This window comes from Streptomyces sp. NPDC006372, from assembly GCF_040612515.1.
Taxonomy (GTDB): Bacteria; Actinomycetota; Actinomycetes; order Streptomycetales; family Streptomycetaceae; genus Streptomyces.
Genome location: NZ_JBEXQJ010000001.1, coordinates 311,644 through 336,484 on the forward strand (window position 1 = coordinate 311,644; position 24,841 = coordinate 336,484).

Consider the following 24,841-nt stretch of genomic DNA (forward strand, 5'->3'; position numbering starts at 1 on the left):
TACACCGAAACGTGATCCCGGTCACTTGGTTAACGCGAGACCCTCTCGTTCTCCTAGTGTGTCCTTCCAGTGACTTCCTTCGACACCTCCCCGCAACTGAACGTCTGGCGCGCACTGCTCGCTCTGGCCGTCGTGTTCGTGATGCTGGCGACCACCGGCTGGACGGCCCTGCGCAACCAGCGGGGCGACACGCCGCTGCAGGCCTCGCTCTCCGCCTGGGAGCACGGCCGGATCGGCGGACACCGGCTGCCGGACCCGCAGTCCCAGCCGGCGAAGCTGGCCCGTTTCTTCTCCTCGCTCACCGAGCGGCAGCGCGCGAGCCTGGTCCGCGCGTACCCGCTCGCGGTCGGCAACATGAACGGCGCCCCGGTCGAGCTGCGTTACCGCGCCAACCGCGTCGCGCTCGGCCAGGCGCGGGACGTCGAGCGGGAACGCATGCGCGACAACCGCCTCACCCCGGCCGGGCAGCACGACGCCGGCCGCCGCATGCACCGCTTCGAGGACCTCATGGAGAAGGGCCGCCACGTCCTCGCCTTCGACCCCGAGGGCTCGGGCCGGGTGGCAGAGGTCTTCGGCGACCTGCGCGAGGCGGAGCGGGTGTCGGTCGTGGTGCCCGGTGTGGACACCGACCTGCTCACCTTCCAGCGCACCAACCGCAAGTACTCGGCGCCCGTCGGCATGGCCGAGTCGCTGTACACGGCCGAGCGGAAGACCAGCCCCTCGACCCGTACCGCCGTGATCGCCTGGGCCGACTACACGGCACCCAGCGGACTCGGCATCGACTCGGCCACGGCGATGCGCGCCCAGGAGGGTGCGGTACGGCTGAACGCGCTGGTGCGAGCGCTGCCCGGCAAGTCGCCGGTGTCGCTGTTCTGCCACAGCTACGGCTCCGTGGTGTGCGGGGTCGCCGCGCACAGGATGCCGGGCCGGGTGTCCGACATCGCGGTGGCCGGCAGCCCGGGCATGCGCGTCGAGAAGGCCGCCCAGCTGCACACCGGCGCCCGGGTCTGGGCGATGCGGGACGCCGACGACTGGATCCAGGACGTGCCGTACCTGGAGGTCGGCGGGCTGGGCCACGGGGCCGACCCGGTGTCCTCCGGGTTCGGTGCGCGGGTGCTGTCGGCGCAGGGCGCGAAGGGTCACGCCGGCTACTTCGAGCCGGGTACGGCAAGTCTGATGAATTTCGCAGAGATCGGCGTTGGCGCATACCGCTCGGTGCACTGCGCGCACGAAGACGGCGTCTGCCGTACCGGTTTGTCCGGCACGGCGGCGGCCTGACGCGCGTAGAGGCGAAGAAACTGCGGTCTGCTCAGGAGGGGGACGGAGGAGCGCGTGCCGCATACGATGACCCGCATGGGTGACGTACTGGCCGGATTTCATGCCGCCTGGGAGTTCGAGTCCGACTCCGTGCTCATCCGCTACGAACGGGGGATTCGAACACCCAAGCTCTTCCAGGCGCTGGGGGAACGGCGTGTCCCCCTGGACGCGCTCGCCGGGGTGACGCTGACACGCGGCAAACGCGGCACGGTCGTGCTGCGCGTGGAGCCGCGGCCCGGGGCGGACCCGCTGATGGAGGCGGCCGCCGGGCAGCTGAAGGAGAGCGGCGACCCCTACCGGCTGGTGCTGCCCGCGGAGCGGGAGGTCCTCGCGGAGTACTACGCCGACGAGTTGCGGGGGCTGCTGACGGAGTCAGGACCGTCGGAGCGGTTCCTGGTGGAGCCGCCGGAGGGACCGCTGTCCTTCAAGGCGTACGACGGGAAGGCGTCCTTCGACGGGCGGACCGTGAACTTCCGCTGGTTCTGGACGGGGGCGTCGTCGGCGAAGTGGAAGGCCGGCGACCAGACCTTCTCCGTCGGGGAGCTGAGCGGGGTCGAGTGGCGGTCGCCGGAGGTGTTCGAAGGGCATCTGCGGCTGCTGCGGCGCGACGGGGCTGAGGGCTCCGCCTCTCAGGCCGATCAGGATCCCGCCGCGGTGGTGTTCGGGCTGGGGTACGGGCCTGTGCACGAGTCCCTGCCGTTCGCCGCGGCGGTGCTGGCGGCGGCGCGGACGTCCAGTCCGGTGCCGGCCGTGCCGGCCGGCGGGGCGCGTCGTGATCCTGCGGACATCGCCGAGCGGATTCGGCATCTCGGGGAGTTGCATCAGGCCGGGTTGGTGACGGATGAGGAGTTTTCGGTCAAAAAGGCCGAGTTGTTGGCGGAACTCTAGGGTCTGCGGGGGTGCTGCGCGCCGGCGGGTGCGGGCCGCTTGTGGCCGGTCGCGCCCACGCGGCGGAGCCGCATATCGATGCGGCCCCGCGCCCCTGAGAACCTTTACTCACGGCCCGCCGACGTGAACGTCATGTCCGGGTAGCGCGTGCCTGCTACCTGGGCGGCTATGCCGTCCAGCAGGTCCAGCTGCTCGTCCGTCAGGACGATCCTGGTCGCCGCCGTGTTCTCCTCCACCCTGGTGGGCTTGCGGGTGCCCGGGATCGGGATGACGGACAGGTCGTGGACCGAGGCCTGCTGGTGGGCCCAGGCCAGGGCGATCTGGCCCAGGGAGGCGTCGTGGGCGTCGGCCACCGAGCGGATCAGCTCCAGCAGGGTCGCGTTGGCCATCGCGTTGTCGCCCGTGAAACGGGGCTGCTGGCGGCGGAAGTCGCCGGAGGTCAGGTCCTGGGCGGCGTCGGTGAAGGAGCCCGTGAGGAAGCCGCGGCCCAGCGGCGAGTACGCGACCAGGGCGGCGCCCAGGTCACGGACCGCGGGGACCACCTTCGGCTCGATGTCACGGCTGAACAGCGACCACTCCGACTGCACGGCGGCGATGGGGTGGACGGCGTGCGCGGCGCGCAGTTCGTCGGCCGTGACCTCGCTCAGGCCGAGGTGCTTGACCTTGCCCTCGCGGACCAGGTCGGCCATGGTGCCGACGGTCTCCTCGATCGGCACGTTCACATCGCGCCGGTGCATGTAGTAGAGGTCGATGACGTCGACGTCGAGGCGCTTCAGGCTGGCCTCGACCGCCTGGCGGATGTAGGGCGGGTCGTTGCGGATGACGCGGCGCGTCGGGTCGTCCGGGGGTATCGACAGCGAGAACTTGGTCGCGATGACGACCTCGTCGCGGTGGGCCTTGAAGAACGGGGACAGGAACCGCTCGTTCTCGCCGGCGCCGTACGCGTCGGCCGTGTCGTAGAGGGTGACGCCCAGTTCGAGGGCCCGTTCCAGGGTGGCCCGGGACGCGTCCGCGTCCGCGGGGCCGTAGCCGAAGCTCATGCCCATGCAGCCGAGGCCCTGGACGCCCACCTCGGGGCCGTCGTGGCCCAGCTTCGCCGTTGTGATCTTGCCGTCCGTCATCGGGACCTCTCCGACGCCAGGGCACGCCCGGCGTCCGCGTAGAAACTGATCTTCCGGTCGAGCACGGCGAGGGTGCCCCGGAGTTCGTCGATCCTGGCCAGGACGTCCTCGCGGGTGGTCTGCAGCAGCTCGAAGCGCTCGACATAGGTGTGGTCGCCCTCGCGCACCAGCTCCGCGTACCGGACCATGTCGGCGACCGGCATACCCGTCAGGCGGAGCTTGCCGACGAGGTCGAGCCAGTCGAGGTCGCGGTTGGTGTAGCGGCGCTGGCCGGTGTGGGACCGGTCGATGTGCGGCATCAGACCGATGCGCTCGTACCAGCGCAGGGTGTGCGCCGTCAGGCCGGTGAAGGCGACGACCTCGCTGATCGTGTACCTGTCCTCACCGTCCGGGCGCCGGTTCTGCTGCGGCGGGGTGGCGCAGAGGTCGGTCCTGGTCCCCGTGGTCTCCATCACCGTCATGACCCCAACGCTAGAACCTTGGAGTGCGCTCCAAGCAAGCGCCGACGGTAAGAAATCGGCAGGACGCGTCCTGATCCGGCTGGTTAGCGTACGGAGTCATGAGCTCCGTACGCCGCGCCCTGCCCGAAGACGCCGAGGAAGTCCTGCGACTGCGCCAAGTCATGATCGACTCGCTGTTCGCCGCCGATCCGTCCACCGCCTGGCACGGGGAGTCCCTCCCCACGCTGCGAGCCAAACTGGCCGAGCCGGACGGGGACTTCGTGGCGTTCGTCGTGGACCACCCGGAGCGGCCGGGGGCGCTGGCCAGTCTGGTGGCCGGGACGATCGACTACCGCATCGGCAAGCCCGCCGATCCGCAGGGCAAGGTGGGCTTCGTCTTCAGTGTGGCCACCGACCCGGACGCCCGGCGCCGCGGGTACGCCCGGGCGTGCATGACGACGCTGCTGGAGTGGTTCCGCGAGCGGGACGCCCGGCGCGTGCAGCTGACCGCCTCACGGGAGGCCGAGCCGCTGTACGTGTCCCTCGGTTTCCGGCCCAAGCCCGACCCCTTGCTGGAGCTCACGCTCTGAGCGCATAGGGTCGAACGCATGTCGCTGAAGAGCCTCGCGCTGATCGAGAACTGGCCGGTTCCCACCGCCGCGGCGGGTGTCGTACGAGCGGACGGCACCGTCCTCGGCACCCACGGGCCGGCCGGACAGCGGTTCCCGCTCGCGTCGGTGACCAAGCCGCTGGCCGCCTACGCGGCACTGGTCGCGTACGAGGAGGGGGCGGTCGAGCTCGACGAGCCCGCCGGTCCGGCCGGTTCGACCGTCCGGCACCTGCTCGCCCACACCTCGGGCCTCGCCTTCGACGAGCACAAGGTCACGGCCCCGCCCGGGGAGCGGCGGCTGTACTCCAACGCCGGGTTCGAGCAGTTGGGCGACCACATCACGAAGGCGACCGAGATTCCCTTCGGGGAGTACCTGCGGCAGGCCGTGCTGGAGCCGCTGGGCATGACCTCGACGGCCCTGGACGGCTCCCCGGCCAAGGACGGGGTCTCCACGGTCGAGGACCTCCTGCGGTTCGCGGCCGAGGTGCAGTCCCCGCGGCTGCTGGACCCGCGTACGGTCGCCGAGGCGATGACCGTGCACTACCCGGGCACCAAGGGTGTCCTGCCGGGATACGGGCACCAGAACCCCAACGACTGGGGGCTCGGCTTCGAGATCCGCGACTCCAAGTCGCCGCACTGGACGGGCTCGTCGTCCTCACCGCGCACGTTCGGGCACTTCGGACAGTCCGGGACATTCCTGTGGATCGACCCCGACGCGGGGGCCGCGTGCGTCGCCCTGACGGACCGGGCGTTCGGGCCGTGGGCGGTCGAGGCGTGGCCGGCGTTCACGGACGCGGTGCTCGCGGAGATCTAGGACATCTCCCAGATCAGCAGCTCCGCCTCCGTCGCGCTCTCGGCCTCCAGGCCCTTCGCGTCGGTGATGCGCGCCGCGTCGCCGGTGTGCAACTCCTCGCCGTCGAGGCGTACGTCGCCGCGTACGACGTGCACGTACGCGTGTGCCGCGTCCGGCACCGCCGTCCGCTCCCCCGCCCTCAGCCGCCGTACGTGGAGCATCGCGCCGGCCTCCGGGAGGGCGTAGGGCGTCGAGTCGGCGATGCCGTGGACGACCTCGTAGAACGGGTCGCCGCCGGGGTCGAGCGGGGCCAGCCACATCTGGACGAAGGTCAGGGGATCGGGGCCGTCGTTGCGCTCCACGTGCCGTACGCCGCCCGCCGAGCTGAGCCGCTGCACGTCGCCGTGGCGCACCACCGACTCGTGTCCGGTGGAGTCCCGGTGGGTCAGCTCGCCCTCCACCACCCACGTGACGATCTCGGTGTGGCTGTGCGGGTGTTCGTCGAAGCCCGCGCCGGGCGCCAGGTTCTCCTCGTTGCAGGCGATCACCGCGCCGAAGCGGAGGTTGTCCGGGTCGTAGTGGGGCCCGAAGGAGAAGGCGTGCCACGTCTCGATGCCTGCGGTCGAATCCCCACCGGGGTAGCGCCCGTCCGCGCGCCTCACGTCCATCACGAGGTCCACCGTAGGCCCTGCCCGGCGGAGCAGGCCGCAGTGCAGCGACAGCACACGTGAACGCGTCTGCGACATGCTCCGCCGGGCGGGGCCTGACCCTGCGACGCACCCTCCCGTCCGGATAAGGCAGGCTTGTCCCCGTGCCCGAACCCGAAACCAGCAAGAACGAAGCCCCAGCACACGACGTCCACCCGCATGCCGCGACGCTGAAGCGACTGGAGAAGTCGTCCGGGTCGCTCGCCGCGCAGGCCATCGCGCGGATGGACGAGACGCTGCCCTGGTACCGGGCCATGCCCCCGGAGAACCGTTCCTGGATCGGTCTGGTCGCGCAGGCGGGTATCGCCGCCTTCACCGAGTGGTTCCGGCATCCGGACGCCCCGCAGGCGATCTCCACCGACGTGTTCGGAACCGCGCCGCGCGAGCTGACCCGGGCGATCACCCTGCGCCAGACCGTGGAGATGGTGCGCACCACCATCGAGGTCATGGAGAGCGCGATCGACGAGGTCGCGGCCCCGGGCGACGAGAGCGTGCTGCGCGAGGCACTGCTCGTCTACGCCCGGGAGATCGCCTTCGCCACCGCCCAGGTGTACGCGCAGGCCGCCGAGGCGCGCGGCGCCTGGGACGCCCGTCTGGAGTCGCTGGTCGTGAACGCCGTGCTGAGCGGCGAGGCCGACGAGGGGGCCGTGTCGCGCGCCGCCGCCCTGGGCTGGAACTCCCCCGAACACGTGTGCGTGGTGCTCGGCACGGCGCCCGACGGTGACTCCGAGCTGACCGTGGAGGCGATCCGGCGGGCCGCCCGGCACGCCAAGCTCCAGGTGCTGACCGGGGTGCTCGGGGACCGGCTCGTCGTCATCGCGGGCGGCAGCGACAACCCGCTGGCCGTCGCCAAGTCGCTCATCGGCCCGTACGCGGCCGGGCCGGTCGTGGCGGGCCCGGTCGTGCCGGACCTGCAGGCCGCGACCCGTTCCGCGCAGGCCGCCGCGGCGGGGCTGAAGGCGTGTTCTGCCTGGCAGGACGCCCCGCGACCGGTCCTGGCGGACGACCTGCTCCCGGAGCGGGCGATCGCCGGTGACCCCTCGGCACGCGTGCAACTGGTGGAGGAGATCTACAGACCGCTGGAGGAGGCCGGGGCCGCACTCCTGGAGACCCTCAGCGTCTATCTCGAACAGGCGAGCAGCCTGGAGGGCGCCGCCCGGATGCTGTTCGTTCACCCCAACACCGTCCGCTACCGGCTTCGACGTGTGACTGACGTCACCGGTTGGTCACCCTCCGATGTACGCTCTGCCTTTACGCTGCGGATCGCGCTGATCCTGGGGCGTCTGGTCGATGGAGATCTCCAGCCCTAAGGTTTTGTCGAAGCTCGACAAAACCCCCTCGTGTTCTTCGTCCCTGTCCCCACGGGCGGCCGTGCCCGTCCCCAAGAGAGAGTGTGAGAGTGCTCGTACTCGTCGCTCCCGGCCAGGGCGCTCAGACGCCCGGCTTCCTGACCGAATGGCTCGACATCCCCGGTGTTCGCGGTGCCCTTGAGGCATGGTCCGACGCCGTGGGACTCGACCTGATCCGTTACGGCACCGAGGCCGACGCGGAGGAGATCCGCGACACCGCGGTGGCGCAGCCGCTGCTGGTCGCGGCCGGACTGGCGTCCGCGTACACGTTGTTCGACGACCCGGCCGAGCTGCCGCAGAAGGTCGGCGCCATCGCCGGTCACAGCGTCGGCGAGATCACCGCGGCGTCGCTCGCCGGGGTGCTCCCCCACGAGGAGGCCGTCCGCCTGGTCCGCACCCGTGGACTCGCCATGGCCGAGGCCGCCGCCGTCACCGAGACGGGGATGGCCGCGCTGCTGGGCGGAGACCCCGCCGTGACGGTTCCGCACCTGGAGAAGCTGGGCCTGACGCCGGCGAACATCAACGGCGCGGGCCAGATCGTCGCGGCCGGCACCAAGGAGCAGCTCGCCACGCTGGAGGCGGACAAGCCGGAGGGCGTGCGCAAGGTCGTCGCGCTGAAGGTCGCGGGCGCCTTCCACACGCACCACATGGCCCCGGCGGTCGACACGCTGGCGAAGGCCGCCGAGGCCCTGGCGCCCGGCGACCCCAAGGTCACGTACGTCTCGAACAAGGACGGGCAGGCGGTCGCCTCCGGCACCGAGGTGCTGGACCGTCTGGTCGGCCAGGTCGCCAACCCGGTCCGCTGGGACCTGTGCATGGAGACCTTCAAGGAGCTCGGCGTCACCGCCCTGATCGAGGTGTGCCCCGGCGGGACCCTCACGGGCCTGGCCAAGCGCGCCCTGCCCGGTGTGAAGACGCTGGCGCTGAAGACCCCCGCCGACCTCGACGCGGCTCGCGAGCTCATCGCCGAGCACGCCTGACAAGGAGCCCGAGAGCATGGCGAAGATCAAGCCCAGCAAGGGCGCCCCGTACGCGCGGATCCTCGGTGTCGGCGGCTACCGCCCGACCCGGGTCGTGCCGAACGAGGTCATCCTCGAGACGATCGAGTCGTCCGACGAGTGGATCCGCTCGCGCTCCGGCATCGAGACACGGCACTGGGCCTCCGACGAGGAGACCGTCGCCGCGATGTCGGTCGAGGCGTCCGGCAAGGCCATCGCGGACGCGGGCATCTCCGTCGAGCAGATCGGCGGTGTGATCGTCTCGACCGTCTCGCACTTCAAGCAGACTCCGGCCGTCGCCACCGAGATCGCCGACAAGCTGGGCACCGACAAGGCCGCCGCCTTCGACATCTCGGCGGGCTGCGCGGGCTTCGGCTACGGCCTCACGCTCGCCAAGGGCATGATCGTCGAGGGCTCGGCGGAGTACGTCCTGGTGATCGGCGTCGAGCGGCTGAGCGACCTGACCGACCTGGAGGACCGCGCGACGGCCTTCCTGTTCGGTGACGGCGCCGGCGCGGTCGTGGTCGGCCCGGCCCAGGAGCCCGCGATCGGCCCGACCGTGTGGGGCTCCGAGGGTGACAAGTCCGACACCATCAAGCAGACCGTGCCGTGGACGGACTACCGCGACGGGACGGTCGAGAAGTTCCCCGCGATCACCCAGGAAGGCCAGGCGGTGTTCCGCTGGGCCGTGTTCGAGATGGCGAAGGTCGCCCAGCAGGCGCTGGACGCGGCCGGGATCACCCCGGACGAACTGGACGTCTTCATCCCGCACCAGGCCAACGTGCGGATCATCGACTCGATGGTGAAGACCCTGAAACTGCCGGAGCACGTCACGGTCGCCCGGGACATCCGCACCACCGGCAACACCTCGGCCGCCTCGATCCCGCTCGCGATGGAGCGGCTCCTGGCGACCGGTGAGGCGAAGAGCGGCGACACCGCGCTCGTCATCGGCTTCGGGGCGGGTCTCGTCTACGCCGCGACTGTCGTTACCCTCCCCTAGGCACTCCGTGCCGGATCATGCGATCCAGCACGGGAGCAAACACCTGCCACACCCTCTGGATATCTACGAAGGAGCGCCAACATGGCCGCCACTCAGGAAGAGATCGTCGCCGGTCTCGCCGAGATCGTGAACGAGATCGCCGGCATCCCGGTTGAGGACGTCCAGCTGGACAAGTCCTTCACCGACGACCTGGACGTCGACTCGCTGTCCATGGTCGAGGTCGTCGTCGCCGCCGAAGAGCGCTTCGACGTCAAGATCCCGGACGAGGACGTCAAGAACCTCAAGACCGTCGGTGACGCGACCGACTACATCCTCAAGCACCAGGGCTGATCGACCGATCAGGTCCTAGGGCTGACTGCCCCGCCACCCGGCGGTGGCGCCGCTTAATCCTCGGATCCGTTGGAGAAAGAATTCCCGTGAGCTCGACCAATCGCACCGTGGTCGTCACCGGTATCGGCGCAACCACACCGCTGGGTGGCGACGTAGCCTCTACCTGGGAGGGCCTGATCGCCGGACGTTCCGGCGTCAAGCCCCTGGAGCAGGACTGGGCCGCCGATCAGGCGGTCCGTATCGCGGCGCCGGTCGCCGTGGAACCGACCGAGGTCATCCCCCGGCCGCAGGCCCGCCGTCTGGACCGTTCGGCGCAGTTCGCGCTGGTCGCGGCCAAGGAGGCGTGGGCGGACGCCGGTTTCGAGGCGAAGGCCGGCGAGGACCCGGCCGTCGACCCGGACCGGCTCGGCGCCGTCATCGCCTCCGGTATCGGCGGTGTGACGACGCTGCTCGACCAGTACGACGTGCTGAAGGAGAAGGGCGTCCGCCGCGTCTCCCCGCACACCGTTCCCATGCTGATGCCCAACAGCCCCTCGGCCAACGTGGGTCTGGCCGTGGGCGCCCGTGCGGGCGTGCACACGCCGGTCTCCGCCTGCGCCTCGGGCGCCGAGGCCATCGGCTACGCCATCGAGATGATCCGCACCGGCCGCGCCGACGTCGTCGTCGCGGGTGGCACGGAGGCGGCGATCCACCCGCTGCCCATCGCCGCGTTCGGCAACATGATGGCGATGTCCAAGAACAACGACGACCCGCAGGGCGCGTCGCGCCCCTACGACACCGCCCGCGACGGCTTCGTCCTCGGTGAGGGCGCCGGTGTCGTGGTCCTGGAGTCCGCCGAGCACGCGGCCAAGCGTGGCGCCCGGGTGTACGCCGAGGCGGTCGGGCAGGGCATCTCCGCCGACAGCCACGACATCGTGCAGCCGGAGCCGGAGGGGCGGGGCATCTCGCACGCCCTGCAGAACCTGCTGGACCGCAACGACCTGGACCCGGCCGAGATCGTGCACGTCAACGCGCACGCGACGTCGACGCCGGCCGGGGACATCGCCGAGTTGAAGGCGCTGCGGAAGGTGTTCGGTGACGACGCCGACCACTTCGCGGTGTCCGCGACGAAGTCGATGACGGGGCATCTGCTGGGTGGCGCCGGTGGTGTCGAGACGGTTGCGACCGTGCTCGCGCTGTACCACCGGGTGGCGCCGCCGACGATCAACGTGGAGAACCTCGACCCGGAGGCCGAGGCGAATGCCGATGTCGTCCGTGGTGAGGCTCGGAAGCTGCCCGTCGAAGGGCGCATCGCCGCGTTGAACGACTCGTTCGGGTTCGGTGGGCACAACGTGGTGCTGGCGTTCCGGACGGTTTGATTCTGGGCGTTGAATGGCCCGAACTCCCTTGGGTGGAGTTCGGGCCATTCGCCGTTTTCGGTGACGTGTTGTGTGCCGGGTGCGGGCCGGTGGGGGTTGATCGCGCAGTTCCCCGCGCCCCTAAAGACTCACACCACCTGGTGGAGCCAGCGGACCGGGGCGCCCTCCCCGGCGTATCTGAACGGTTCCAGTTCGTCGTCCCAGGGCTTGCCGAGCAGCTTGTTGAGTTCGGCTTCCAGGTCGGTCTCCCCCTGCCGACTGCGCTGCAGTGCCGCGCGCAGGCGGTCCTCGGGGATGAGGATGTCGCCGTGGATGCCGGTGACGGCGTGGAAGATGCCCAGGTCGGGGGTGCAGCTGTAGCGTTCGCCCTCGGCGGTGGGGCAGGGTTCCGCGGTGACCTCGAAGCGCAGGAGGTGCCAGCCGCGCAGCGCCGACGCCAGTTTCGACGCCGTGCCCGCCTGGCCCTGCCAGGAGAACTCCGAGCGCCAGGTGCCCGGCGCGGCGGGCTGACGGATCCAGTCCAGGTTGACGCGTGTGCCGAGCACCCCGGCGATGGCCCACTCGACGTGCGGGCACAGCGCGCGCGGCGCGGAGTGCACGTACAGAACTCCACGTGTCGTCACCGGAACCTCCGGGCAGAGCGGGACAGCTTGGAAACGGGCGGACGGCTGTGACCGGGCGGGTCACGTTGATGGCGAGGCTACCGTGCGGTGGCGCAAGGAGTGTGACGTACGGTCGGTCCAGGGGCCGGGAAACGCCCGCCATTCACCCAGGGGGACGCTTGTGCGGGTGTGAGCCGTTGCACCTGATCGGTCGGGAACCCTCGTGCGTTGTTATTGGTTGGGGAGACAGGCACGGCGCGGCGAGGGGATGGACCAGGGATGCGGAAGCGAAGCCTTCGCTCACGGGCCGTGCTTGCCGTGGCCGCGGCGGCTGCGCTGGGTGTCGCCGGGTGTGATGCCGTGGGGGGCGACTCCCCCGCTCCGTCCGGTACCGCCAAGCCGTCCCCCGAGCCCACGCCCCTCTGGGACCGCAGCCCGCGTTCCGTCGCGGCCGTCGGCGACTCCATCACGCGCGGTTTCGACGCCTGTGACGTGCTGTCGGACTGCCCTGAGGCGTCCTGGGCGACCGGGGCGAGCCCCGAGGTCGACTCGCTCGCCGTCCGGCTCCTGGGGCGGACCGGCGCCGCCGAGCGGAGCTGGAACTACGCCGTGACGGGGGCGCGGATGGCGGACCTGCCCGGGCAGGTGGACCGGGCCGTGCGGCGGAAACCGCAGCTGGTGACGGTGATGGTCGGGGCGAACGACGCGTGTCGGGCCACACCCTCGGCGATGACCCCGGTATCCGAGTTCCGCGCCGACTTCGAGGACTCCATGCGCACTCTGCGCAAAGCCCTGCCCAAGACACAGGTGTTCGTGGCGAGCGTGCCGAACCTGAAGCGGCTGTGGTCCGAGGGCCGTGCCAGCCCGATGGGCAAGCAGGTGTGGAAGCTGGGCATCTGCCCCTCGATGCTGGGCGACGCGGACGCCCTGGACTCGTCGGCCACCCTGCGGCGGAACACGGTGCAGAAACGGGTGGAGGACTACAACAAGGTCCTGGCGGAGGTCTGCGCCGAGGACAAGCGCTGCCGCTCCGACGGGGGCGCGGTGTACGACTACCGCTTCGGCACCGCCCAGTTGAGCCGCTGGGACTACTTCCACCCGAGCGTGAACGGGCAGGCCCGGTTGGCGGAGATCGCGTACCGGGCGGTGACGGCGAAGCGGCCCTGACCCGGGACCTGACTTAGAGTTCCGCACATGAACGAACTCTTCGGCACACTTTCCGACGGCACGCCGGTGCACCGCTGGACCCTGGAGCGTGCGGGCGTGCGGGTGCGGATCCTGACGTACGGCGGGATCCTGCAGTCCGTCGAGGTGCCGGACCGCGAGGGGCGGGCCGAAGGTGTGGTGCTGGGGTTCCCGGACCTCGACGGTTATCTCGCCCACCCGGACCCGTACCTCGGCGCCCTGGTCGGGCGGTACGCCAACCGGATCGCCGGCGCTCGTTTCCCGCTGGACGGTCGGACGTACGCGCTGGAACCGAACAACGGGCCGAACTCGCTGCACGGCGGGGAGCGTGGCTTCGACAAGCGCGTGTGGGAGGGGACGCCCGTCGAGCACGGGGTACGGCTCACGCGGGTCAGTCCCCACGGGGAGGAGGGTTTCCCCGGGCGGCTGGAGGTCTCGGCGACGTACACGCTCCAGGAGAGCGGTGCGCTGCGGATCGTGTACGAGGCGGTGACGGACGCGCCGACCGTGGTGAACCTGACGAACCACAGCTACTTCAACCTGGGCGGTTCCGGTGACGCGGGCGGCCATGAGCTGCGGCTGGCCGCGTCCCGGTACACGCCGGTCGACGCGGACCTGATCCCGACGGGGGCCCTGAACGACGTGACGGGCACGCGCTTCGACTTCCGTGCGGCCCGCAAGACCGGCGCCGGCTACGACCACAACTTCGTGCTCGACAAGGGCCTGACGGAGACTCCGGTGGAGGTCGCCGAGCTGCACGACCCGGCGTCCGGGCGGGTGCTGACGGTGGCGACCACCGAGCCCGGGCTCCAGCTGTACACAGCGGACCATCTGGGGGAGCCCTTCGCATCCGGCGACGGCATCGCGCTGGAGACCCAGCACTTCCCCGACTCCCCGAACCGGCCGGAGTTCCCCAGCACGGTGCTGCGGCCGGGCGGTCTGTACCGCTCGGAGACGGTGTACGGGTTCGGCACGCGCTGACGCGGCCCGGCGGAGCACGAGCCCCGGTCCAGGGGTCAGGTCCCGGACCGGGGCTGCTCGTGGGGAACCTGTCCCGGGTCAGACGTTAATCGTCGCGGTGATCCTGCGGTCCGTGATCGAGCGCGCCACCTGGATCTCGTACGAACCCTTCACAAACGACCACGACATGGTCGTCTCGTCCCAGATCTCGAAGGCGCGGCGTGGCAGTACGACGGTCGCCTCGACGCGCTCGCCGGGGGCGGCCTCGACCCCCGCGAAGCCGGCCAGCCAGCGGGCCGGGCGGGTGGGGTCGGCCTCGCCCGGGGCGAGGTAGAGCTGGACGACCTCGTGGCCCGGGCGGTCGCCGGTGTTGCGGAGGCGGACCTTCGCGGTGGTGCCGTCGGCGGTGGCGTCGACCTCGACCGATTCGTAGGTCCAGTCGGTGTAGCCGATGCCGTGGCCGAAGGGGTAGGCGGGGGTGCGGCCCTGCTTCTCCCAGGCCCGGTAGCCGATGAAGACGTCCTCGTCGTAGGCGAGTTCACCGTTCTCGGGGACGACCGTGGTGACCGGGGCGTCGGCCAGGGAGCCCCAGGTGGTGGGCAGCCGGCCGCCGGGCTCGTGGGCGCCGGTGAGCACGTCCGCGAGGGCCGCGCCGCCCTCCTGGCCCGGGAACCAGGTGAGGAGCACGGCGGCGACGTCGTCGCGCCACGGCATCTCCACCGGGGAGCCGGAGTTGACGACCACGACCGTGCGGGGGTTGGCGGCGGCGACGGCGTGGACCAGGTCGTCCTGGCGGCCGGGGAGGCGCAGATCCTTGCGGTCGAAGCCCTCCGACTCCACACGGTCGGTGGTGGCGACGACGACGACGGCCGTGTCGGCGGCGCGGGCGGCCGCCGCGGCCTCGGCGATCAGTTCGTCGGGGTCGCGCTGCGGGTCCTGGTGGGCGAGGGTGAAGCCGATGACGCGCATGGGGTGGTCGCCGAGTGGCGGGACCGTGTAGGTGAGGGAGACCTCGACCGGTTCGCCCGCGGTGAGGTCGGCCCGGGCGTGGGGCACCGGGGCGCCGAAGAAGGCCGCGAAGGGGTCACCGTCCTCGGCGGGGCGCTGGACGTCGTCGAAGTACGTGGTGCCGGCGACGGTGAGCCTGAAGGGGCCGAGGCCCTTGATGCCGAAGGTGTGGGTGCCGGTCTCGCGCGGGGTGAGGGTGCCGGTCAGTTCGACGCTGTGCAGGGTGTCGTGGGTGACTCCCTCGGGGAGGTCGTCGCCCATCCACTGGAGCTGGCCGCTGGGGGCCGAGCGGGAGCCGATGACCGTGCCGTTGCTGTCGCGGCAGACGGCGCGTAGCTCGAAGCCCTGGTCGGCCACCGGGAGTTCGGTGTTCGGGTCGGCGCCGAGAGAGTAGGTGAGGCTGCCGTCGGGGAGGGCGGCGGTGAGGCCGTCGAGCGGGGAGACGGTCCGGGCGGGGAAGACGGTGGCGGAGCCGCCGCCGAGGACCCGGGCGTCGCGGGCGGCGGCGCCGATCAGCGCGACCCTGCCGGGCTTCAGCGGCAGCGCGCCGTTCTCGTTGCGGACGAGCACGAAGGAGCGGCGGGCGATCTCGCGGGCGAGCGCCTCGCCGTCGACGGTCGCGGGCGGTTCGGTGACGACGGGTTCGGCGCCGTCCAGGGCGCCGACCCGGGCGGCGAGGCGCAGGACGCGACGGACCGCCTCGTCGACCTGGGCCTCGTCGGCCTCGCCGTCCCGCACCGCTCGGGCGAGGGCGTCGCCGTAGACGGTCTGGGGGCCGGGCATGGCGATGTCGAGGCCGCCGGCGAGGGCGCCGGTGGTGGAGCGGGCGGCCGTCCAGTCGGAGACGTTGACGCCGTCGAAGCCCCAGGCACCGCGCAGGACCTCGTTGACCAGGTAGTGGTGCTCGGTCATGGTCGGGCCGTTGACGGAGTTGTAGGCGGTCATGATGCCCCAGGGGTGGGCGGTCTCGACGATCGCCTCGAAGGGGGCCAGGTACAGCTCGCGCAGGGCGCGTTCGCTCAGGAGGTTGTTCACCGTGAGGCGGTCGGTCTCGGCGTCGTTGGCGACGAAGTGCTTGACGGTGGTGCCGACGCCGCCGGACTGGACGCCCCGGACGTACTCGGTGCCGATCCGGCCCGTGAGGTACGGGTCCTCGCTGTAGGCCTCGAAGTGGCGGCCGCCCAGCGGGGAGCGGTGCAGGTTGACCGTGGGGGCGAGCAGGACGTGGACGCCCTTGCGGCGGGCCTCCTGGGCCAGCAGGATGCCGGCCCGGTGGGCGAGCCCCGGGTCCCAGGTGGCGGCGAGGGCGGTCGGGGAGGGCAGGGCGACGGACGGGTCGTCGGCGCTCCAGTGCACCCCGCGGACGCCGATCGGGCCGTCGGACATGACCAGTGAGGCCAGTCCGGCCTCCGGCAGCGCGGGCAGGCTCCACATGTCCTGGCCGGCCAGCAGCCGTGCCTTGGCGTCCAGGTCGAGCTTGCCAAGGGCCGCCTCGACCACCGCTTCGCGCCGTACCTCCGCCGTCTGCGCTGCTGTGTCCGCCATGTCGCCACCTCACGTCGAGAGCCGCTGGATGCCGACATCGTGCCCGTGATACCTGTGATGCGGTAGGTTTCGTTATCTTCTCGCAACAATCAGGCGTTCGTCATGTCGTACGGTGACGCCATGACGGCCAGGACCAGAAGCGAGGCGCGGCGCGCCGAGATCGTGCGGGCCGCTCTGGAGGTGATCGCCGAGCGCGGTTACCGGGGAGCGAGCCTGGCCGCGGTCGCGGAGCGCGTCGGGCTCACCCAGCAGGGGCTGCTGCACCACTTCCCGACGAAGGACGCGCTGCTGGTCGCGGTGCTCCAGGAGCGGGACCGCTGGGACGCCGTGCCCGCCGGACGGCTGCGGCTGGACCTGCTGGCCTCGCTGGTCGAGTACAACGCGATGCGGCCCGCCATCATCCAGACCTTCTCGGCACTGCTCGGCGAGAGCGTCACGGAGGACCATCCGGCCCGCGCCTACTTCACCGAGCGCTACACCGGCGTCCGCGCCGGCATGGCCGAGGTGCTGCGCGCCGAGTACGGCGACCGCCTGCCGAGCGGCCTCACCCCCGAGCGGGCCGCACCCCTCCTCGTGGCGACCCTGGACGGCCTCCAGTACCAGTGGCTGCTGGACCCGGAGTCGGTGGACATGGCAGCGGCGTTCCGGGACTTCCTGACGCTGCTGGGCGAGAGCGCCGACTGATCGCCACCTGATGACCGGCAGGGTCCCGCCCCATGGCGTGGACCACACGCGTCACGCGATACTGCGGCCGACCGCGCCCCACCGTGACGGAAGGCCTGAACCTCCTTGAACTCCCTACGCGTTCGCCTCGGCGTCCTCGGACTCGCCCTGCTGACCGGCCTCACCACCCCGACCGCCGCGAGCGCCACCGAGGCGGCCCCCTCCCCCACCGTCGAGGAACAGCGGCTCGGCAAGGCCGTCCCCCAGGAGCTCCTGCGCCGCTCCGGATTCGACACCGTGGCACCGCGGTTGGCCCGACAGCTCGACACGGCCCGGTCCTACGCGCAGGCCCGACGGGCGGTCGCGCGGGAAGGGGCGCGGCTGTGGCAGCGGGCCGTGGACCGGGCGCAGGGGCGGGGTCCGGCGGAATATGAAGGGCGCGAAGCGCTTCCTTGGAAGGGTGGCGGCGGGCGACGGGCGGGCCTCAGCCGGGACGACGACCGGCCGCTGTACTGGGCGCGGCTCGGCATGACGCGTGAAGTACGCACCTGGGAACCGGAGTTCGGCCTGACGGACGGGCAGCGGGCCGGTTTGCTGGACGAACTGGAGCGCACCTCGCGCGGCCAGACGGCCATCGACTACGCGCACGCCAAGGGCCTCAAGCGGATCCTGCTCACCGGCTTCGACCCGTTCACCCTGGACCGGGACATCCGTATCTCCAACCCGTCCGGCGCCACCGCGCTGGCCCTCGACGGCACGGTGATCGAGACGGCGGACGGCCCGGCCCGGATCGAGACGGCCGTGTTCCCGGTGCGCTGGCAGGACTTCGCTGGGGGCACCTCCCAGGCTTTTGGCACTGGGGGAGGCATGGTCGAGCGCACCCTGCGGCCGTACCTGCCGAAGGTCGACCTGTTCACGACCGTGAGCCAGGGGCGGGTCGGGCGGTTCGACGTGGAGCGGACCAACGGGGCCTGGCGGGGCGGTTTCGCGGACAACGACAACATCGGCCGTACCGAGACCGTGCCCGTCACCGACCCGGCCTCGCAGCCGCAGTGGACCACGACCACGCTGCCGTACACCGCGATCGTCGCCGCGGACACCGGCCGCTTCCCCGTGTACGACAACACGAGCGTCACCGAGATCCCGGCCGGCGCCACCGAGCCCGTCGTCCGCCCCGACGGGCCGACCCCCGGCTCGACCGCGAGGGCGGGTGGCGGCGGTGACTACCTCTCCAACGAGATCGCCTACCGGGCGACGCTGCTGCGGGACCGGCTGGGGCTGCACGACCGCCTGCCGGGCGGGCATGTGCACACGCCCGTCCTGCAGTTCGGCGCCGGGAACACCACCCAGGTCACCGACCCGGAGTTCGTACGGAACCGGCTGGACATCATCGCCCAGGTGAAGGCCATTCTGAAGGTGGCTGCGCAGCGGTAGTGACGGCCCCGTCGCCCTCCTCGCCACCTTCGTCGATCTCCTCACCGAGCAGCTCCCGCGCCATGAGGGTGGCGCCCGCGACCGCGCCCGGCATCAGGAACACCGCCACGAGCGGCACCAGGAAGGCCACGGCCAGGGGCGTGCCGAAGCCCCAGACGAGGGTCTTGCGGGAGCGGAGCAGACCGAGGCGGGTGCGCAGTTCGACGCCGCGGCGCTGGAGGGCGACGGCGGTCAGTTCCTCGGTGAGGAAGAACCCGGTGACGAAGAACCCGAGCACCGGTACGACCGTCTGGCCGACGACGGGGATGAAACCGCAGGCGAACAGCAGTACGCCCCACAGGGCGGCGCGGACGACGATCCGGAGACTGTCGCGGGCGGAGATCCACAGCTCACGCCAGAGCGGCAGGCCCGACTCGGGGGCGTGCCCGTCCGGGGACACGTCCCGGTCGACCTTCTCGGAGAGGTTCTCGTAGAAGGGCTGCCCGACCAGCAGCGTCACCGCGGTGAACGTCACGACGGCGAGGAGCAGGGCGAGGGCGAACAGCACGGCGGTCAGGAAGCCCCGGAAGAGCCCCGGCCACGGGCTCGACCAGTCGTCGGCGAACGGTGTCGCCCAGGTCACCGCGTCCTCGCCCCACAACGCCAGCGCGACCAGCGCCGCCGCGTACAGGACGAGGGTGATCAGGCCCGGAAGCAGCCCGAAGCCGTAACTCCTGCCGTGCCGGGCCACCCACCGCTGGCCCTTCAGCAGGTACCGGAAACCCACCCCGAGATCGCGCATGGCAAAACCCTATCGGGGCGGGCCCGGCCACCCCCCGAAGGGTCCGTCCGGGGCACCGGTGACACCGACGCGGCCTTGTTGCCGTTGAGTCGAACCGGTACACCTCGCCGTACCGATCTCAGGAAGCCCCGGAGGAGGTACGCGTGCGCACCACGAGAAGCGTTCCCGCGAGACCTGCACTGATCGTCGCCCTGGCCCTCGCCACGGCGAGCTCACTCCTGCTCACCCCCGGCGCCGCCGGCGCCGACCCGTTACCCGTCACCCGTGAGGGCTCCGCCCTGGACGACCGCGCGGCCGAGGCCCCCGCGAGCGCGGCCCGGCGGGCCCTGGCCGCCCCCGAGGAGACCACCTCCGCCGGCCCGGCCGCCCGCGGCTACCCGCGCCGGCAGACCCTCTCCCCCGACCCCGGGAACCCCGGCGACAAGTCCCTGAAGCTCGGCCTGACCCCGTACCACGCGATCGCCCCGAAGCTGAACGCCCTGCAACGCCTCGGCGACCGGGTGAGCGTGGAGGTGACCGGCCGCTCGGCCGGCGGCCACCGGCTCTACCTCGTCACCGTCACCGCCCCGGAGACCGCCCGCCAGGCCCGCGCCCAGGACCGGATGCGCGAACTGATCGAGAACGCGCCCGCGAGCGCCGCGAAGTCCCGCGAGATCAAACGCGCGTACAAGACGCCGGTCTTCGTCAACAACAACATCCACGGCGACGAGTGGGAGGGCACGGACGCCTCCCTGAAGATCATCGAGCAGCTCGCGACGGCCAGGGACGCGAAGACCCGCGACCTGCTGGCGCACAGCCGCCTGTACTTCAACATCACGGCCAACCCGGACGGGCGTATCGCCGGCACCCGCTCCAACGCGAACGGTTTCGACCTGAACCGCGACTTCGTCACCGCCTCCCAGCCGGAGTCCCGGGCGATGCGGTGGATCGAGCTCGACAAGCAGCCGGCCGTGCTGCTCGACCTGCACGGCTACGTCAACGGCACCCTCATCGAGCCGACCACGCCCCCGCACGGGGAGAACTACGAGTACGACCTCTTCCTGAAGCACACCTACGCCAACGCCCTCGGCATGGAGTCCGCGGTCAACGCCCTCGGCTACACGCCCGCGAAGGACGGCGTGGAACCGGCTCAGATCCCCTTCCGCGACCAGGAGGAGGGCTGGGACGACTGGCCGCCGATCTTCACCCCGCAGTACGCGGCGTTCCACGGCACGGTGGCCGCGCACACGGTGGAGATCCCGCTGGCGGTGAACAACGAGGAGTACGACGAACTCCCCGTCCCGGAGCTGCGGCGCCGTTCGGCGGTCAACACGGCCGTGGCGGGCGCGGCGATCCGCGCGACCCTGAACCACGTCCGTGAGCACCGCGCCTCGCTCGTCGCCGACCAGATCGAGGTCTTCCGGCGCGGCGCGACGGGCGCCCCGCAGGTGCCGGTGTCACCGGAGACGGTCCCGGGCGTCCCCGGCATCGGCCCGGAGGACGTCTACACGACCACCTTCCCGCGCGCGTACGTCATCCCGCCCGGCGGCTCCCGCACCCAGCGCTCCGCCCCGGCCGCGGCCCGCCTCGTCGACCACCTCCTCGCCAACGACGTGCGGGTCACCCGGGCGACCCGCCCCTTCCGGCTCGCGGGACGGACGTACCCGAAGGGCTCCTACGTCGTCGACCTGCACCAGCCCAAGCGCGGCATGGCGAACGTGCTGCTGGCCGACGGCCGGGACATCAGCGGCAAGGTGTCGGTGATGTACGACATCTCGGGCTGGAGCCTGGGCCGGCTGTGGGGCGCCACCGTCCGGCAGGTGCCATCGGGCAGCCTGAAGGGCGCGCCCCTGCGGCCGGTCACGGAAGCCGCCCCGGTGGCCCGGGTGCCCGGGCACGGCGACCTCCGTCTGCGCCTGACCGACCCGCGCGAGGTCGCCGCCCTCAACTCCCTGCTCCAGCAGGGAATTACGGTTCGCCGGGCACCGGACGGCAGCGCGATCGTGCCGGCGTCGGCCCGCCGCGCGGCGCTCATGGCGGCCCGGACCCACGACGTCTCCTTCACGGCCACGCGGCACACCGGCGGGACGCCCCTGCACCGCCTGCGGGTCGCCGCGGCCGTCACACCGGGGGAGCTGTTCGCGCTGCGGGAGATGGGCTTCGAGGTCACACCGGTCTCGACGGCCGTCCTGAACGCGGGCTTCGACTGGTCCGGCACGGACGTGCTGATGGTGTCCGCCGGTCTGGACCCGGCCGCCCTGACCGCCGCCGCCCGCGGCGCCCTGGACGCCTTCCTCGACGACCACGGTCTCGTGGGCCGGGGCGCGACCGGGGCGGCCCTCAACGCCGCGACGGACCGGCTGGCCGTCAAGCCGGTCGAGGGCAACCCGGACGCCAACGGCGTCGTGCGGACCAGGAACACGGGCGGCATCACGCACGGCGCCCCCGCCCACACCTTCGTCTACGCCCCGCTCTGGTTCACCGACCTCGGCCCGGGCGTACGCGCGGAGCAGTCGTACGCGACCGGGAACCCGCTCGTCTCCGGACACTGGCGACCACTCCGCGACGGCACCGGCGGCCCCGCCGCGGCGGCCGGCAAGGCCTCGGTGGTCAGCGGCGGCCGGACGGTCCTGTTCGGCACCGAACCACTCTTCCGGGACCACCCGAAGGGGGAATTCCCGCAGGTGGCGGGGGCATTGTTCACAGCGGCACACAGCGGTTCAGCAAAGGAGAACGGATGACGCAGGAGATCCACGGCACCGTGGCGGACGGCTTCGAGGGGGTACGCGAGGAGTTCGCCGCGTTCGTGGCCGGGGAACGCCCTGACTACGAGGGCCAGCTGTGCGCCTACGTCCACGGCCGGAAGGTGGTCGACCTGTGGGCGGGGACCGAAGCGGACGCCCTGTACGGCGTGTTCTCGTCCACCAAGGGCGCCGCCCACCTGGTCGTGGCCCTCCTGGTCCAGGACGGCACACTCGAACTGGACCGCAAGGTGACGTACTACTGGCCGGAGTTCGCGGCCGAGGGCAAGGGCGCCCTGACCCTGCGCGAACTGCTCGCGCACCGGGCGGGCGTGGTGGGCGCGGACACCGGCTTCACGCTCGCCGAGCTGGCCGACGACCGGCACCTCGCCGAACGCCTCGCCGACCAGCGGCCGTTCTGGCGCCCGGGTACGGCGTTCGGCTATCACGCGCTGGTCAGCGGAGCGTTGGTGGGCGAGGTCGTCCGCCGTGCCACGGGCCGCACGCTCCAGGAGGTCTACCAGGAGCGCGTCAGGACCCCGTACGGCCTGGACCTCCACCTCGGACTGCCCGCGTCCGACGAACCCCGCTTCCGCACCACCCAGCCGATGGCCCCGACCCCGGAACAGCAGGAGGTCCTCGACGCGCTCCCGGACGGTCCGCACACGCTCGCCTCGATCGCCTTCAACCGCAACGCGGCCGAACCGACCGACCTCGCCGCGCTGCCGAACATGCCGCTGATCCGCGCCAAGGGCCCGGCGTCGGTGGGCGGGGTGGCGTCGGCGCGCGGTCTGGCGGGGATGTACGCGGCGGCGATCAGCGAGGTGGGCCAGCAGGCACCCCTGCTGAAGCCGGACACGGTGGCGGAGTTCGGCCAGTTCCATTCGGTCGGCTACGACCTGGTGGCCCGGGCCCACAAGTCGTTCGGCCTGGGGTTCCAGACGACGGCTGACACGTGGCACCCGTTCCTCGGCGCCGGGACGATCGGGCACAGCGGCGCGAGCGGTTCGCAGGCCTTCGCGGACCCGTGGAGCGGCCTCGCCTACGGCTACACCCGGCGCCGTTTCGCCTTCCCCGGCGGGGCGGCCCCGGAGAACGACCGCCTGGCGCGGGCGGTCCACAAGGCGGCCCTGGCCCTCTGACCCGAGGCACGAGAGGGCACGAAGAGGCGCGAAGAGGCCGCACCCCACGTCCAAGGGTGCGGCCTCCGCGTAGCCAACGACGACCGTCAGGCCAGCGTCACGGTGATGTTCCCGCGGGTCGCCTTGGAAGCAGGCGCTGTACCCGGCGGCGAACAGCTGTTCCGGGTTGGTCCCGGCGCCGCTGCCGCCCATCTCCTTCGGCGGGTTGACGACGACCTCGAGCTTGCCGTCGTCGGTGGTGACCCGGCCGTCCCGTCCGCCCTCGGCGGTGGCGACGGCGGTGTACAGGACGTCGGACTGCTGGCAGAAGATGTCAGAGCTTGACGATCATCTTCCCGGTGTTGTCCCCGCGCAGCACGCCCAGGAACGCCTCCAGGTTGTTCTCGATGCCCTCGACGACCGTCTCCCGGTACTTGAGCTCACCGGAGGCGACCCAGGGGGCGACCTCGCGCACGAACTCGGGCTGGAGGTCGTAGTGGTCGGTCACCACGAAGCCCTCCATGCGGCCGCGCGTCGCGATCAGCCGGGTGAGGTTCCTGGGCCCGGGAGCGGGCTCGGTGTTGTTGTACACGGAGATCATCCCGCAGATGGCGATCCGCCCGCCCTCGTTGAGGGACCCGAGGGCGGCCTCCAGGTGGTCGCCGCCGACGTTGTCGAAGTAGACGTCGATCCCGTCCGGGGCGGCGGCGCGCAGCTGCTCGCCCACCGGCCCGTCCTTGTAGTTGAAGGCGGCGTCGAATCCGTACTCCTCGACGAGCAGCTTCACCTTCTCCTCGGACCCGGCGGACCCGATGACCCGCGAGGCGCCCTTCAGCCGGGCGATCTGCCCCACCTGGCCGCCCACGGCGCCGGCGGCACCGGACACGAAGACGGTGTCGCCCTCCTTGAAGGAGGCCACACGCAGCAGACCCGCGTAGGCGGTGAGCCCGGTCATGCCGAGCACACCGAGGTACGTCGACAGCGGCGCGGCCTCCGGGTCCACCTTCACGGCGTTCTTCCCGGCCACGACGGCGTACTCGCGCCACCCGAAGAAGTGCAGTACGTGATCGCCGACGGACAGGCCCTCGGCGTTGGAGGCCACGACCTCGCCGACGGCGCCGCCCTGCATGACCTTGCCGACCTCGAAGGGGGCGACGTAGGACTTCGCGTCGCTCATCCGGCCACGCATGTAGGGGTCGACGGAGAGGTACTTGTTCCGCACGAGGACCTGCCCCTCGCCCGGCTGCGGAACCTCCACCTCGACGAAGGCGAAGTCCTCGGGCTTCGGCCAGCCGACGGGGCGGCTCGCCAGGTGCCACTCGCGGCTGACGGCGGGAAGGGTGGGGGTGTCGGTCATGGTGCGCCTGTCCTCACTGGCTCAAAGCGAATGTTTCAGTACCTGAAACAACCATGCTCCTGGAAATTTCATGTTGTCAAATAACCGGGTACCCTCGATCGCATGGCCTCTACCACACCGACTCCCCGGAAGAACCGCCCCGACGCCCTGACCCTCGAGGTCGTGGAGCTCATCGGGGAGGTCGTGGCGCGGTTCCACGCGGACTACGAGGAGGCCGCGGCGGAACACACGCTGACGGGCGCGCAGGCACGGCTGCTGAGCCTGCTGTGCCTGGAGCCGCTGCCGATGCGCAGGCTCGCGCAGCGGTTGAAGTGCGAGCCGTCGAACGTGACCGGGATCGTGGACCGGCTGGAGGCGCGGGGCCTGGTGGAGCGGCGGCCCGATCCGGCGGACCGGCGGGTGAAGGTGGCGGCGGCGACGGAGGAAGGGCGGCGGGTGGCCCGGAGCCTGCGGGAGTCGTTGCGCTTCGCCGGGGAGCCGCTGGCCGGGCTGTCGGAGACGGAGCGGGTGGCTCTGCGGGACGCGTTGCGGGGGATGCTCGGGTAGGCCGGGGC

General features: G+C 71.6%; 23 protein-coding genes and 1 pseudogene. 16 read left to right on the plus strand and 8 right to left on the minus strand.

The window, feature by feature from the left end; translation table 11 throughout:
* Positions 1-69: 69 nt before the first annotated feature.
* Both ABZ016_RS01425 and ABZ016_RS01430 read left to right on the plus strand, forming a co-directional pair.
* Complete coding sequence (locus ABZ016_RS01425; RefSeq protein WP_356914485.1) at positions 70-1,278, plus strand: alpha/beta hydrolase; 1,209 nt, start codon at positions 70-72, stop codon at positions 1,276-1,278.
* Positions 1,279-1,344: 66 nt separating this feature from the next.
* On the plus strand, positions 1,345-2,205 hold the full coding sequence (locus ABZ016_RS01430; protein WP_356915030.1) for a DUF4429 domain-containing protein: 861 nt from the start codon (positions 1,345-1,347) through the stop codon (positions 2,203-2,205).
* Between the two features lie 104 nt (positions 2,206-2,309).
* Here ABZ016_RS01430 and ABZ016_RS01435 read toward each other — a convergent pair whose 3' ends face one another.
* The gene (locus tag ABZ016_RS01435; RefSeq protein WP_356914486.1) at positions 2,310-3,326 is read right to left on the minus strand and encodes an aldo/keto reductase; all 1,017 of its coding nucleotides are present in this window, start codon (positions 3,324-3,326) and stop codon (positions 2,310-2,312) included.
* The gene (locus ABZ016_RS01440) at positions 3,323-3,787 is read right to left on the minus strand and encodes a MerR family transcriptional regulator (protein WP_356914487.1); all 465 of its coding nucleotides are present in this window, start codon (positions 3,785-3,787) and stop codon (positions 3,323-3,325) included. Before ABZ016_RS01440 ends, ABZ016_RS01435 begins: the two co-directional genes overlap by 4 nt.
* A 98-nt stretch (positions 3,788-3,885) precedes the next feature.
* Between ABZ016_RS01440 and ABZ016_RS01445 the strand changes: the two genes are divergently transcribed.
* Both ABZ016_RS01445 and ABZ016_RS01450 read left to right on the plus strand, forming a co-directional pair.
* Complete coding sequence (locus tag ABZ016_RS01445; RefSeq protein WP_356914488.1) at positions 3,886-4,356, plus strand: GNAT family N-acetyltransferase; 471 nt, start codon at positions 3,886-3,888, stop codon at positions 4,354-4,356.
* Positions 4,357-4,374: 18 nt separating this feature from the next.
* Positions 4,375-5,190: a serine hydrolase domain-containing protein gene (locus ABZ016_RS01450; protein ID WP_356914489.1), complete on the plus strand. Its 816-nt coding sequence runs from the start codon at positions 4,375-4,377 to the stop codon at positions 5,188-5,190.
* On the opposite strand, the gene ABZ016_RS01455 is transcribed toward ABZ016_RS01450, so the two are convergent.
* Positions 5,187-5,840 carry a pirin family protein gene (locus ABZ016_RS01455; protein ID WP_356914490.1) on the minus strand — a complete coding sequence of 218 codons (654 nt, stop codon included), beginning with the start codon at positions 5,838-5,840 and terminating at the stop codon, positions 5,187-5,189. The genes ABZ016_RS01450 and ABZ016_RS01455 overlap by 4 nt on opposite strands.
* A 140-nt stretch (positions 5,841-5,980) precedes the next feature.
* Between ABZ016_RS01455 and fasR the strand changes: the two genes are divergently transcribed.
* The 5 genes from fasR (at position 5,981) to fabF (ending at position 10,911) form a co-directional block, all read left to right on the plus strand.
* Positions 5,981-7,186 carry a fatty acid biosynthesis transcriptional regulator FasR gene (gene fasR / locus ABZ016_RS01460; RefSeq protein ID WP_356914491.1) on the plus strand — a complete coding sequence of 402 codons (1,206 nt, stop codon included), beginning with the start codon at positions 5,981-5,983 and terminating at the stop codon, positions 7,184-7,186.
* Positions 7,187-7,275: 89 nt separating this feature from the next.
* A complete protein-coding gene (locus ABZ016_RS01465; RefSeq protein ID WP_356914492.1) occupies positions 7,276-8,205 on the plus strand; it encodes an ACP S-malonyltransferase in 930 nt (309 codons plus the stop codon).
* A 16-nt stretch (positions 8,206-8,221) separates the two neighbouring features.
* Positions 8,222-9,223 (plus strand): ketoacyl-ACP synthase III, encoded by a 1,002-nt coding sequence (locus ABZ016_RS01470; protein ID WP_356914493.1) that lies wholly within the window; start codon positions 8,222-8,224, stop codon positions 9,221-9,223.
* Positions 9,224-9,304: 81 nt separating this feature from the next.
* Positions 9,305-9,553 (plus strand): acyl carrier protein, encoded by a 249-nt coding sequence (locus ABZ016_RS01475; RefSeq protein WP_003989952.1) that lies wholly within the window; start codon positions 9,305-9,307, stop codon positions 9,551-9,553.
* 86 nt (positions 9,554-9,639) lie between these two features.
* Positions 9,640-10,911 carry a beta-ketoacyl-ACP synthase II gene (gene fabF / locus ABZ016_RS01480; RefSeq protein ID WP_356914494.1) on the plus strand — a complete coding sequence of 424 codons (1,272 nt, stop codon included), beginning with the start codon at positions 9,640-9,642 and terminating at the stop codon, positions 10,909-10,911.
* Positions 10,912-11,039: 128 nt separating this feature from the next.
* Here fabF and ABZ016_RS01485 read toward each other — a convergent pair whose 3' ends face one another.
* Entirely contained in the window at positions 11,040-11,534 is a 495-nt protein-coding gene (locus ABZ016_RS01485) for a DUF3145 domain-containing protein (RefSeq protein WP_345659460.1), read from the minus strand.
* Between the two features lie 258 nt (positions 11,535-11,792).
* Here ABZ016_RS01485 and ABZ016_RS01490 point away from each other — a divergent pair, with 258 nt between their 5' ends.
* Together ABZ016_RS01490 and ABZ016_RS01495 are read left to right on the plus strand one after the other, a co-directional pair.
* Positions 11,793-12,680 (plus strand): SGNH/GDSL hydrolase family protein, encoded by an 888-nt coding sequence (locus ABZ016_RS01490; protein ID WP_356914495.1) that lies wholly within the window; start codon positions 11,793-11,795, stop codon positions 12,678-12,680.
* Between the two features lie 27 nt (positions 12,681-12,707).
* Positions 12,708-13,679 (plus strand): aldose epimerase family protein, encoded by a 972-nt coding sequence (locus ABZ016_RS01495; RefSeq protein ID WP_356914496.1) that lies wholly within the window; start codon positions 12,708-12,710, stop codon positions 13,677-13,679.
* A gap of 78 nt (positions 13,680-13,757) precedes the next feature.
* Here the strand turns inward: ABZ016_RS01495 and ABZ016_RS01500 are convergent, their stop codons facing one another.
* A complete protein-coding gene (locus tag ABZ016_RS01500; RefSeq protein WP_356914497.1) occupies positions 13,758-16,211 on the minus strand; it encodes a glycoside hydrolase family 3 C-terminal domain-containing protein in 2,454 nt (817 codons plus the stop codon).
* Positions 16,212-16,313: 102 nt separating this feature from the next.
* Here ABZ016_RS01500 and ABZ016_RS01505 point away from each other — a divergent pair, with 102 nt between their 5' ends.
* Both ABZ016_RS01505 and ABZ016_RS01510 read left to right on the plus strand, forming a co-directional pair.
* Positions 16,314-16,895 carry a TetR family transcriptional regulator gene (locus ABZ016_RS01505; protein WP_356914498.1) on the plus strand — a complete coding sequence of 194 codons (582 nt, stop codon included), beginning with the start codon at positions 16,314-16,316 and terminating at the stop codon, positions 16,893-16,895.
* Between the two features lie 105 nt (positions 16,896-17,000).
* Positions 17,001-18,308 (plus strand): pyroglutamyl peptidase, encoded by a 1,308-nt coding sequence (locus ABZ016_RS01510; protein WP_356914499.1) that lies wholly within the window; start codon positions 17,001-17,003, stop codon positions 18,306-18,308.
* Here ABZ016_RS01510 and ABZ016_RS01515 read toward each other — a convergent pair.
* Positions 18,262-19,089, minus strand: a complete 828-nt coding sequence (locus ABZ016_RS01515; protein WP_356914500.1) for an EI24 domain-containing protein — start codon at positions 19,087-19,089, stop codon at positions 18,262-18,264. The genes ABZ016_RS01510 and ABZ016_RS01515 overlap by 47 nt on opposite strands.
* 143 nt (positions 19,090-19,232) lie before the next feature.
* Here ABZ016_RS01515 and ABZ016_RS01520 point away from each other — a divergent pair, with 143 nt between their 5' ends.
* Both ABZ016_RS01520 and ABZ016_RS01525 read left to right on the plus strand, forming a co-directional pair.
* A complete protein-coding gene (locus tag ABZ016_RS01520) occupies positions 19,233-21,809 on the plus strand; it encodes a M14 family zinc carboxypeptidase (RefSeq protein ID WP_356914501.1) in 2,577 nt (858 codons plus the stop codon).
* The gene (locus ABZ016_RS01525; RefSeq protein WP_356914502.1) at positions 21,806-22,951 is read left to right on the plus strand and encodes a serine hydrolase domain-containing protein; all 1,146 of its coding nucleotides are present in this window, start codon (positions 21,806-21,808) and stop codon (positions 22,949-22,951) included. Before ABZ016_RS01520 ends, ABZ016_RS01525 begins: the two co-directional genes overlap by 4 nt.
* Before the next feature lie 120 nt (positions 22,952-23,071).
* Here the strand turns inward: ABZ016_RS01525 and ABZ016_RS01530 are convergent.
* A pseudogene (locus tag ABZ016_RS01530) lies at positions 23,072-23,263 on the minus strand (organic hydroperoxide resistance protein); the annotation flags it as partial.
* Position 23,264: 1 nt separating this feature from the next.
* Entirely contained in the window at positions 23,265-24,287 is a 1,023-nt protein-coding gene (locus ABZ016_RS01535) for an NADP-dependent oxidoreductase (RefSeq protein ID WP_356914503.1), read from the minus strand.
* Positions 24,288-24,389: 102 nt separating this feature from the next.
* Between ABZ016_RS01535 and ABZ016_RS01540 the strand changes: the two genes are divergently transcribed.
* On the plus strand, positions 24,390-24,833 hold the full coding sequence (locus tag ABZ016_RS01540) for a MarR family transcriptional regulator (RefSeq protein ID WP_356914504.1): 444 nt from the start codon (positions 24,390-24,392) through the stop codon (positions 24,831-24,833).
* The last annotated feature ends 8 nt before the right edge of the window (positions 24,834-24,841 follow it).